At 43.6% G+C, this 10,837-nt stretch carries 6 protein-coding genes; all 6 read left to right on the top strand.

Going from position 1 to position 10,837, the window contains the following annotated elements:
* Window positions 1-96 precede the first annotated feature (96 nt).
* The 6 genes from JXR81_03685 to JXR81_03710 all read left to right on the top strand — a co-directional run bounded on the left by JXR81_03685 (window position 97) and on the right by JXR81_03710 (window position 10,475).
* The gene (locus JXR81_03685) at window positions 97-879 is read left to right on the top strand and encodes a hypothetical protein (protein ID MBN2753952.1); all 783 of its coding nucleotides are present in this window, start codon (window positions 97-99) and stop codon (window positions 877-879) included.
* A gap of 163 nt (window positions 880-1,042) precedes the next feature.
* A complete protein-coding gene (locus tag JXR81_03690) occupies window positions 1,043-1,681 on the top strand; it encodes a nucleotidyl transferase AbiEii/AbiGii toxin family protein (protein ID MBN2753953.1) in 639 nt (212 codons plus the stop codon).
* A gap of 292 nt (window positions 1,682-1,973) precedes the next feature.
* The gene (gene gltB / locus JXR81_03695) at window positions 1,974-6,506 is read left to right on the top strand and encodes a glutamate synthase large subunit (GenBank protein ID MBN2753954.1); all 4,533 of its coding nucleotides are present in this window, start codon (window positions 1,974-1,976) and stop codon (window positions 6,504-6,506) included.
* 1 nt (window position 6,507) lies between these two features.
* The gene (locus JXR81_03700; protein MBN2753955.1) at window positions 6,508-7,911 is read left to right on the top strand and encodes a glutamate synthase subunit beta; all 1,404 of its coding nucleotides are present in this window, start codon (window positions 6,508-6,510) and stop codon (window positions 7,909-7,911) included.
* Window positions 7,912-8,533: 622 nt separating this feature from the next.
* Window positions 8,534-9,445, top strand: a complete 912-nt coding sequence (locus JXR81_03705) for a TIGR01777 family oxidoreductase (GenBank protein MBN2753956.1) — start codon at window positions 8,534-8,536, stop codon at window positions 9,443-9,445.
* Window positions 9,446-9,476: 31 nt separating this feature from the next.
* The gene (locus JXR81_03710) at window positions 9,477-10,475 is read left to right on the top strand and encodes a HAMP domain-containing histidine kinase (GenBank protein ID MBN2753957.1); all 999 of its coding nucleotides are present in this window, start codon (window positions 9,477-9,479) and stop codon (window positions 10,473-10,475) included.
* Window positions 10,476-10,837: the final 362 nt, after the last annotated feature.

Below are 10,837 nucleotides of genomic sequence, written 5' to 3' on the forward strand. Positions count from 1 at the left end.
TTTTATGTATATAATATTACTTAGTAGATTATATATTATACATAAAAGGTGGATAAAATGAATAACCAAAAAACCCAGGGTAGGGTAGGGGCTGAATTGATTGATAAGCTCTATGATAGAGAAATGGAAATATTTACGCTGACAGATGTAAATAATCTGCTGAAAAACAATCCTAAAAATAATGCCGAACTTCTACATAAGATGGCTGGAAGAAATTTAATATCCCGCCTTAAGGCCGGAAAATATATAATTATACCTCAGCAATATGGGGTTATAAAAAAGTATATTGGAAACAGATATGTAGCTGCAAAGGCGCTTGCCAATTCCAAAGATTACTATATTGCTTTTTATACAGCCATGAGTTACTGGGGTATGCTGACGCAGCCTATGAATACAACGTTTGTCGCGGTTCCGAAAAGGCAGCAGCCGCCGAAAGCTTTAAAAAATGAATTCAGGTTTGTATATGTTAAAAGGGAAAATATTTGGGGGATAAAAGAAGAAAAATTTATGCAGTCTGAATTTATCCGTGTTTCGGATCCGGAGCGGACGATTATAGACGCGCTTGCGCATCCGGAACTGTGCGGCGGGATAACAGAAATAGCGAAAGGCATATGGATTAAAAAAGGCGTTTTGGATTTTAATAAACTCTGCGATTATAATAAAAGATACGGTAAAAATGTTGTCGGTAAAAGGCTTGGATATCTGCTTGAAATATTAGAGCTTGGGAATAATGATATTTTCAATGAATTAAGATACTATGTGAAAGACAGATATGATGTGTTTGATCCTGTGCTGCCTGTAAGGAAAACGGCTAAAAACAGCTGGAGGCTTATTGATAACGTGGGGCCGCAGCAGATAAAAAATCTGATATGGAGCTGATATGATAAATTACAGGCGCTGTCTTAAATTAGCGGAACAATATGGGGTTAAACCGGAAGTTATAGAAAATGACTATTTTGTCGAGTGTTTTCTGCATGCGCTGGCGGGTGATAAGGAACTTAGCGGAATGCTTATATTCCGGTGAGGAACTTGCCTGCACAAAGTGTATTTTGACAATTACAGGTTTTCTGAAGATCTTGATTTTGTGTATTCAAAAGGCGCAGATTTATCACTTTTGAGGGATAAACTGAATGCTTTGATTGACGGATTGAAAATTTCACTGACAGGTATAAATGTAACTGAAGAAAAAGAGGAAAAGTCCCGGCTGCAGATTATGCTTGGGTATAATCTTGTAAATGAAATAATTGAAGGCGGTAAGCATTTAAAACTTGATATCTGTGAAGCGGAAGATGTACCGGGCAATATTGCCGCGCGCATTAGATATATTCATGATGAATTCAAAAACGCGGATGACAACCTGCTGTGTTATAAACTTGAAGCTGTTGCCGCGGATAAGATTAACAGGATTAACAGCATAAATAAAGAAGCCAGGGACATATACGATATGAAGTTTATTCTGGAGGCTGAAGTTGATATTAACAAGTTAAAAGAAGAATATAAAAGGCGTTTTGCGTATTCTTTAAATTCTGCAGATTTAATTAGAAAAGTAAAGGATAAGGCATATGAAGGCCTGTGGAATTCCAGGCTTGGACATCAGGTTAAAGAACTTCCTGAATATAAGGTATTTATTAAACAACTGGAAAACGTGATAAAAGAGCGTTTTAATATTTTGGACTATTAGGATCAAAACAATAGGTACTATTATATTGAATTTCCCCGAAAAACTTTAGCAGGCAGTTTTTATATTCTGCATCATAAAACTCGTATTCCGCAAAACAACTTGACATTTATCCTGTAATTGAGTATAAATTTAACAAGCAGTGTTCTACTAACCGGCGCAAAGCAGGGATGCATGCTGGTTATCGGATTATCAAAACGACAAGGAAGTCGTGTCTTAAACTCAATGCTGAAATTATTTGATGCTTTTTAAGCGTTATTTTTCTGTCTAAATTTATAGAATGTAAGAATAAAAAATGAAAAGAGGAATAAATATGAGCGGATACCCGGAAAAGCAAGGGCTTTACGACCCGGCGCAGGAAAAAGACGCGTGCGGAGTCGGGTTTATAGTAAATGTGAACGGAGTTAAAACAGCTTCTATTGTTGAAAACGGGCTGCTTATTTTAAAGCGCATGACTCACAGGGGCGCGGTTGGCGCTGACCCCAAAACCGGCGACGGCGCGGGCATACTTATACAGACCCCGCATGAATTTTTTGTGAAAGTGGCATCTGCCATCAAAATTAAATTACCCGGGCAGGGTGAATACGGCACAGGGCTTATATTTCTGCCTTTGGATAAGAATTCCGCGGCTGCGGTTAAAAAAGAAGTGGAAAAAGCGGCAAAGGAATGCGGGCAGGAAGTACTTGGCTGGCGCAGCGTGCCTGTAAATGATTCAATACTTGGGGAAACGGCAAAAGCATCGCGCCCTGATTTTGTACAGGTCTTTATAAAACGTTCGGCTGATATCAATAACGACGAAGACTTTGAAAGAAAACTTTTTCTTATCAGAAAGAAAGCCGAAAATTCCGTCAGGGCTTCTGACATAAAGGACAGGAAAACTTTTTATGTCACAAATTTATCGTGCAGGGTTTTCATATATAAAGGCCTTATGCTGCCGGAGAACGTGGCGGATTTTTTCACTGACCTTAATGACCCCCTGATAAAAAGCGCCATAGCCCTTGTGCATTCAAGATACTCCACCAATACTTTTCCAACATGGGACCTTGCGCAGCCATTCAGATACCTTGCGCATAATGGTGAAATTAACACAATACGGGGCAACATAAACTGGATGAAGTCGCGCGAAGGGCTTTTTAAAAGCTCTGTGTTCGGCGATGATGTTGAAAGCGTAAAACCGGTAATCCGCGATGAACAGCAGAGCGATTCCGCCTCCATTGACAACGCGTTTGAAGCGCTTGTTCAGGGCGGCAGGGATATGCCGCATTCCATGATGATGCTGGTGCCTGAAGCGTGGGAGCATAATAACCTGCTCTCCAATTCCGTAAGAAGTTTTTATAAATATCACGCGTGTTTCATGGAGCCGTGGGACGGCCCCGCGGCGCTTGCCTTTACCGACGGCGTAAGGATAGGTGCGGTGCTGGACAGAAACGGGCTGCGCCCTTCGCGTTACATAGAGACCAATGACGGCACGGTAATACTGTCTTCGGAAACAGGGGTAATTGATATCGCGCCTTCGCAGATAAAACATTCCGGCAGGCTGGAACCCGGCAAAATATTTTTTATAGATACGCAAAGGCAGAGGATAATAGAAGACTATGAAATAAAAAAAGAAATAGCCATGCGCGCGCCTTACAGGGAATGGAGAAAAGAACAGCTGCTTTATCTTGAAGACCTGCCGAAAGCTGACGTTAAGCAGGAAGACCCTGAATTTCTGATGAACAGGCTGAAAGCTTTTGGATATACAAGGGAAGACGTAAAAGAAATCTTAAAGCCGATGGCAAATGACGGCAAAGAACCCATAGGGTCTATGGGCAATGACACGCCGCCTTCCGTGCTGTCGGAAAAACCCAAGCTTCTTTATACTTATTTTAAGCAGCTCTTCGCTCAGGTTACAAATCCGCCCATTGACTCTGAAAGGGAAGATATTGTAATGAGCCTGCGCAGTTTTATAGGGCCGCGTCAGAACCTGTTTGAAGAGACAGAACTTCATACACATAAACTTCAGGTAAGGGAGCCCATACTGACCAACGAAGAACTTGCCGCGATTAAAAATATCACAGTCAGCGGATTTAAAACTAAAACAATAACGCTGCTTTATATGCCGGGCGACACAAAGCGTTTTATTGAAGCGCTTGACAGGGTCTGCAATGAAGCGGTAAAAGCGGCGCAGAACGGTTATTCTATTTTGATACTAAGCGACCGCGGCGTAACCGATGAATACGCCGCAATTCCCGCGCTCTTAGCGCTGGGGGCTGTGCATCAGGAACTGGTAAAACGGTCTTTAAGGACGCATACAAGCATAATTTTAGAAACCGCCGAACCAAGGGAAGTGCACCATTTCTGCGTGCTGTTTGGTTTTGGCGCGGGGCTTGTAAACCCTTACATGGCTTATGACGCCATTAAGTATATGCACGATAAGGGTGAATTAAGCTGCAGTTATAACGACGCTGTTTCTCATTACCGAAAAGCGTGCAATAAAGGCATCTTAAAAGTTATGTCCAAAATGGGAATTTCCACAATTCAAAGCTACAGGGGCGCGCAGATATTTGAAGCGCTTGGAATTGCAAAAGAGGTAATGGACAGGTGTTTTAAAGGCGCGGCTTCAAGGGTGGAAGGCGTTGGATTTGCCGAGATTGCAAAAGAACGCGAGATGATGCACAAAGAGGCGTTTGCCGATATTCTGGACAAGGATGTGCTTTTGGAATCCGGCGGAATATACCAGTGGAAAAAAGACGGCGAATACCATATGTGGAACCCGGATACTATTTCCGCGCTGCAGGACGCTGTAAGAAAAAACAGCTACGAAAAATATAAAGAGTTTGCGTCGCTTATAAATAACCAGGCGGGGCATGCCGCCACTTTAAGGGGGCTTTTAAAGTTTAAAAAGACAGAAGCTGTTCCTCTGGAACAGGTGGAAACAGAAGATGAAATAATAAAAAGGTTTGTGACCGGCGCGATGAGTTTTGGCTCCATCTCCGGGCCCGCGCACCATACCATGGCAATTGCAATGAATAAGCTTGGCGGAAAATCCAACACGGGCGAAGGCGGCGAAGATTCCGCAAGGTTTAAGCCTTACCCAAACGGGGATTCTGCAAGAAGCTCTATAAAACAGGTGGCTTCGGGAAGGTTTGGAGTAAATATTAATTACCTGACAAACGCCGATGAGATTCAGATTAAAATAGCGCAGGGAGCCAAACCCGGCGAAGGCGGACAGCTTCCGGGGCATAAAGTAAGCGAAATTATAGCGCGTACGCGTTACACCACGCCGGGGGTCACTTTAATTTCCCCGCCTCCGCATCACGATATTTATTCCATAGAAGATTTAAAGCAGCTGATATTTGATTTAAAGAACGCGAACCCCCGCGCGCGCATAAGCGTGAAGCTTGTTTCTGAAATAGGCATAGGCACAGTTGCGGCAGGCGTGGCAAAAGGGTTTGCCGACATGATATTAATTTCCGGCGGCGACGGCGGTACGGGCGCGTCTCCGAAGACTTCCATAATGAACGCGGGGCTGCCGTGGGAGCTTGGGCTGTCAGAAACGCACCAAACACTGGTGCTGAATAATTTAAGGACAAGGGTAAGGCTGCAGGCGGATGGGCAGATGAGGACGGGCAAAGACTTAGCCGTAGCGGCGTGCCTTGGCGCGGAAGAGTACGGTTTTGGAACCGCCGCGCTTATAACCATGGGGTGCGTTATGCTGCGCCACTGCCATCTGAATAACTGCGCGCTGGGCGTGGCCACGCAGGAAGATATTTTAAGCAAAAGGTTTGCCGGGCGTCCGGAATACATAATAAATTTCATGCGCTTTGTGGCAAAAGATTTAAGGGAAATAATGGCGTCGCTTGGAGTTAAAAACTTAAATGAACTTGTGGGCAGGTCTGACCTTCTGGAAACTGATACGGACATACTTCCGTGGAAAGCAAAGAATATTGATTTTTCAAAAATTCTTTTCAAGCCGGATTCCAAGGGAGAACCGCTGTACTGCACAAAAACACAGAAGCATGAAATAAAAGATGTGCTGGACCTGCAGCTTATAAAAGAAGCGGCGCCGGCGTTTGATAAAAAGGAACGCGTAAGGATAGAAAAAATAATCAGCAATAAGGACCGCGCTGCCGGCGCTATGTTGTCCGGCGAAGTGTGTAGAAAATTCGGCGAAGAATATCTGCCGGAAGACACTATCTGGTGCAAGTTTAAAGGGGCCGCGGGGCAGAGCTTTGGCGCGTTTTTAGCCGGCGGCATAACTTTTGAACTTGAAGGCATGGCAAATGACTACACAGGCAAAGGGCTTTCCGGCGGAAGAATAATAGTTTATCCTGGCAAAAAGTCGCTGTTTAACGCCGAAGAAAACGTGATTATGGGCAATACTTCATTTTATGGAGCTACATCCGGCGAGGCGTATATAAACGGAACGGCGGGAGAAAGGTTCTGCATAAGAAATTCCGGTATCTACGCGGTTGTTGAAGGCACGGGCGACCATGGCTGCGAATATATGACAGGCGGCAGGGTTGTTATCATCGGAAACACAGGCAGGAACTTTGCCGCAGGTATGTCGGGCGGAATAGCGTATGTCTGCAATAACGATGTGAATTTTCAGGAAAAATGCAATATGAGCATGGTGGAATTTGATGCCATGGATAAAGAAGATATTGATACCATTTACGACATGCTGTCTTCGCATGTGAAGTTTACAGGAAGCGCGGCGGCAAAAGAGATACTCTCTGATTTTCAGCAGAACATAAAAAAGTTCATCAAGGTAATACCGTCAGAGTATAAAAAAGTCATGGCAGTCAGGGCGCAGAGCCTTGCGGCTAAAGAAGCGGAGGTATAACATGGGAAACCCGTCAGGTTTTCTTAAGATAAAAAGAGAAGCTTTAAAATACAGGCCTGTTTGTGAAAGGGTAAAAGATTACGCCGAAGTGGCTGTTCCGAAAACAGATGAAAAAGTAAGCGAGCAGGCGTCGCGCTGTATGGACTGCGGCACGCCTTTCTGCCACTGGGCATGCCCGCTGAATAATCTTGTGCCGGAATGGAATGACCACGCGTACAGAAACCGCTGGGAAGGCGCGTTTAAACTTTTAGATGAAACAAACGTGCTTCCGGAAGTGACAGGAAGGGTATGTCCGGCTTTGTGTGAAGCTGCCTGCGTGCTTGGGGTTAATGACAGCGCGGTAACAATCCGCGACAATGAACTTGCAATAATTGAAAAAGCATTTAAAGAAGGGTATATAAAAGCCCGTAAGAATATAAAACGCACAGGAAAAAAAGCGGCTGTAATAGGCTCCGGACCGGCGGGGATATCCGCTGCGTATCATTTAAACAGGGCGGGGCACAGTGTCACTGTTTTTGAAAAGGAAGACAGGCCGGGCGGTTTTATGCGCTACGGAATTCCGGATTTTAAACTTGAAAAAACCATAATAGACCGCAGGCTTAACCTTCTTAAGGAAGAAGGGATTGTTTTTAAAACCGGAATAAACGCGGGCGTGGATATTAAAGCGGAAGAACTTTTAAAAAATTATGACGCGGTCTGCGTGTCAACGGGGTGCAGAAAAGAACGTGACCTTGCGGTTCCGGGAAGGGAACTTGCAGGTATTTACCAGGCGGTTGCGTATTTAAAACAGTCCAATATGAGGGTGGCAAAAGACGCCATAATAGAAGAATTGATTTTTGCAAAAGGTAAAAAGGTTGTGGTAATAGGCGGCGGGGATACAGGCGCGGACTGTGTGGGTACGGCAAACAGGCAGGGCGCGTCATGCGTGAAACAGATAGAGATAATGCCAAAACCGCCGGAAACACGGCCTGATAATCAGCCCTGGCCAAGATATCCAATGATATTTAAAACTTCCACCAGCCATGAAGAAGGCTCTGACAGGCAGTGGTCGGTGCTGACAAAAAGTTTTTACGGCGAAAACGGTAAAGTAAAAGGAATAAAGTGCGTTGTGGTTGAATTCAGCGGCGGTAAGTTTAATGAAGTACCTGGTTCGGAATTTGAAATTGAAGCGGATTTAGTGCTGCTTGCAATGGGTTTTACAGGACCGGTGAAAGAAGGCCTGCTTGAAGGGCTTGGCGTGGAACTTGACGCAAGGGGAAATATTAAACGCGATGAGAAAAACATGACTTCTGTTAATAAAGTTTTTTCCGCGGGCGACGTATCCCGCGGCCCGTCATTAATTGTATGGGCAATAGCCGAAGGCAAAAAAACCGCAGAGGATATAGACAGGTATCTGAAAAAATAAATTAGTAGTCTTTAGGTTTTTAATGTAGAGGCGTATTATGATACGCCTCGCTGTTGTTCGTAAGTTTTAAAACAGGATTTAATGTGAATTTAGATAAAACAGAGACGCAATATGCTGCGTCTCTGTTTTTGTTTTAAAGGCGAGGCGTAATATATTACGCCTCTACGATAAAATTCCAAACCGTATTTAATGATGTTCTTATTTTGTAGTGGTAGACGCGGGTCTTTAGCCCGCGGTCTTTATTGTTGCGTTTAGGTTTAGTATTTATAATGTAGAGGCGTATCATGATACGCCTCGTTCTTGTTTTTAAATCAATCGGGAGTAATGTATTACGCCTCTACGATACAATTTCAAATCGTATTTAGTGGTGTTATTATTTGTCGTGGTAGCCGCGCCCTTTAGGGCAGGTGATCTTGATTTTGAGACTGTTCTGGTAGATGTGGGTCTTTCCCGGCTGCCGCAGCAATTAATCTGCTATGGCGGAAACGGCAGCCCACGTTGTTTAAAAGTTTTTTTATCTGTCCCTCCGAGCTGCCGAGCTGCGCTCTTGCCAAATCTGTTATTTTTGTTATAATCACCTTATTGTACAAATGGGGGCATTTAGTACAAGGAGAGTTATAAAATGAGAAAGGTTGTAATTACAGGGGGAACAGGTTTTATAGGAAACGCGCTTGCCCACCGTTTTATTAAAAAGGGTTATGAAGTAATTGGTGTCAGCAGGGACCCTTTTAATAAAAAAAGCGCGGACAAGCACATCCGTTATGTGCCATGGGACGAGATGCGTTTTGAAATAGAAGGGGCCGAAGCCGTAATAAACCTTGCGGGCGCACCTATAATAAAATTTCCGCTGAACAGCGCGAATAAAAAATCAATCATTGAAAGCAGGCTGAATGCCGGTGAAGCTGTTACGTTTGCCGTAAAGAAAGCTGAAAAAAAACCAAAAGTGGTTATCCAGGCTTCTGCAGTTGGCTTTTATGGTTCCACGGGTAATGAAGGCCTTGATGAAAACTCCTCGAAAGGCACAGGTTTTCTGTCCGACTTATGCCGGCGCTGGGAAGATTCAACGGCGCAGGTTGAAAGAATGGGTGTAAGGCGCTGTATTATAAGGACGGGTATAGTGCTTGGGCATGGGGGTTTTTTAAATGCCATGTCTCTGCCTTTTAAATTTTTTGCCGGGGGCGCAATCGGCAGCGGCAGGCAGTACCATTCATGGATTCATGTAAAAGACGAAATTCACGCCATAATACATTTAATAGAAAATCCGGACACATCCGGGATTTATAACCTTACAGCACCTGAACCTGTAACCAACCGTGAATTTTCAAAGATGCTTGGCAGGGTTTTAAGAAGGCCGTCTTTTTTCCGTAAACCTAAGTTTTTGGTGAAAATAATAGCAGGTGAACTTGCGGATGAAGTGCTGCTGGCAGGCCAGAAAGTTTACCCTAAAAGGCTGCTTGAAGCAGGGTTTAAGTTTGGTTTCCCGTCTCTTGAAACGGCGCTTAAAGAAATTTATGGCAAAAAGCAGGTGTTATAAAAAACCGTATAAAGGGGGAAACGGCTGAATTATGAAACAATCGGCTTTAAAAATAGCTGCAGTATATTTTATATTCGGGATTTTGTGGATATTCTTTTCCGATAAAATATTATCACTGTTTATGCATACAACACAAGCTTATGCTTTTGCGCAGACCGTTAAAGGATGGGTTTATGTTTTTATAACGGCGGGGCTTGTATATACAATGGTAAGCGCGCATCTGGCAAGGCTTGAAAAAGCGCAGAAAGAATTAAAGGAAAATTACGCGAAACTTCAGGAATATGACAAAATGAAAACCAATTTTATCGCCATAATATCTCACGAGATGCGGACTCCCATAGCTGTTATTAAAGGTTATTCTACATTTCTGAAAAAGAAGAATTCTGAAAATCTGACGCCGGAGCAAAAAGCTTTTGTGGAAGCTATTAACGAAAACACGGAAAGGCTGAGGCTTATTGTTCACGACCTTTCGGATATGGAAAGGATAAAAACGGGTGTAATCAGGATAGAAAAAGTCCGTTTTAATGCGGCGGATTTTATGAACAGCAGGATTGAAGAGATTAAACATAGTGCGGATCAGAACGGCGTGCGCTTTGAACCGTCTGCCGAAGGGGAAGATTTATCGGTTAACGCGGATCCGGACAGGCTGTCCCAGGCGGTGCTTAATATTATGAATAATGCAGTGAAGTTTTCAGAACCCGGAGGCGTGGTAAAAACCAATGTGGCTAAAATTAAAGGCAATGACGCCCGGATACCGGCAAAAATAAGAGCTTCGCTTGACAGCGCAAAAAAGTATATACTGGTATCTGTTTTGGACCATGGCGAAGGCATTCCTGAAAAAGACCGTGAAAAAGTCTTTGAAGAATTTTATCAGTCTGAAAGCCACCTTATAAGAAAACATCAGGGAGCCGGTGTGGGGCTGTTTATCGCGGCAAAAATCATGGAGTTTCACGAAGGTAAAATTTGGGCTGAATCCGGTGAAGGCGGTACCGGGGCTAAAATAAGCTTTGTAATTCCGGCAGGGGATTAAATACTGCCAAAACAGGACATTTCTATTTTGCAAAGCCGTTTAAATTAAAACCCTGCTTTGAAGCCGGGTTTAATGAAAAAGCGTTGTTGTTTAAGAAATACAAAAAAAACAGAAATTTGCCGCAGATTAGCAAATGCCGGCGAAGCATAAGTAAAGAGAAGACAGAAAATTAATTATAAGCAATGCGGAGCATCCAAGCCGGTCTTCTGTCCCTTTGTGCGTCTGTTCCTCTGTTCCTCTGTTCCTCCGGATTTTTTGCCCCGGATTTTTTGCTGCTAAAAAATGTAATATGAAATGCACCACTTAAGTAAATAAAAAGTCCCACCAAGCACTTGTGTTATTATGTTGTTTGCGAAGACACC

This window comes from Candidatus Goldiibacteriota bacterium (genome assembly GCA_016937715.1).
GTDB lineage: Bacteria > Oederibacteriota > PGYV01 > PGYV01 > PGYV01 > PGYV01.

What these genes read in the sequence shown, in the direction of transcription:
- gltB (MBN2753954.1), top strand. Translation starts at nt 1,974, where the DNA reads ATGAAAAGAGGAATAAATATGAGCGGATACCCGGAAAAGCAAGGGCTT.
- JXR81_03700 (MBN2753955.1), top strand. Translation starts at nt 6,508, where the DNA reads ATGGGAAACCCGTCAGGTTTTCTTAAGATAAAAAGAGAAGCTTTAAAA.
- JXR81_03705 (MBN2753956.1), top strand. Translation starts at nt 8,534, where the DNA reads ATGAGAAAGGTTGTAATTACAGGGGGAACAGGTTTTATAGGAAACGCG.
- JXR81_03710 (MBN2753957.1), top strand. Translation starts at nt 9,477, where the DNA reads ATGAAACAATCGGCTTTAAAAATAGCTGCAGTATATTTTATATTCGGG.